This window comes from Mariniflexile sp. HMF6888, from assembly GCF_044335535.1.
Lineage (GTDB): Bacteria > Bacteroidota > Bacteroidia > Flavobacteriales > Flavobacteriaceae > Mariniflexile.
On the sequence record NZ_JBIQVZ010000028.1, the window covers coordinates 1 to 635 of the forward strand.

Below are 635 nucleotides of genomic sequence, written 5' to 3' on the forward strand. Positions count from 1 at the left end.
CGGATTCAGCTTCATCGGCTGCTTCCAGCTTTTCTGTGGCTTCTCCTGATTCAATTAGTTATAGCAACCCAACTGATAAAAATACTAATTCCTGTGATTTCACAGATCAAAACGCTATTGATAATGATATTGCTAATTGGGTAAACAGTCAAACAGCTACTATTAACAATAACTTAACTGGCGGTTGTTCTCCTAATGTAACTAATGATTTTGAAAGCCAATCTATTGATATGTGTACTGGCGGCTCTCTTACTATTAATTGGACAATAAAAGACAATTGTACAGAATCAACTGTTGCTGCTACATATACCTTAACTAAACCAGCTGGAATTAATCATTACTTTCCTGATCCTGTTACAGTAAGTGCTTGTGATTTTGAAAATCAAGAAGATTTTGACACTAAATTTGCTGAATGGGTTGATGCTGAAATAATAAAAATGGATGATAGCTATGAAGGAGGATGTGCTCCTTTTACTACCCACAACTTTACAAACCAAACAATAGATATATGTACAGGTGGTGAAATCGTAATAACTTGGCTTACTAACGATAAATGTGAAGTAGACCATACACATACAACTACATATACACTAACGGCTCCTCCGGTCATCACTTATAACGCGCCTTCTAACGAC

General features: G+C 36.1%; 1 protein-coding gene. It reads left to right on the forward strand.

The window, feature by feature from the left end; translation table 11 throughout:
* On the forward strand, positions 1–635 hold a 635-nt coding region (locus ACGLWY_RS18650), incomplete at both ends, for a hypothetical protein (RefSeq protein WP_396621187.1).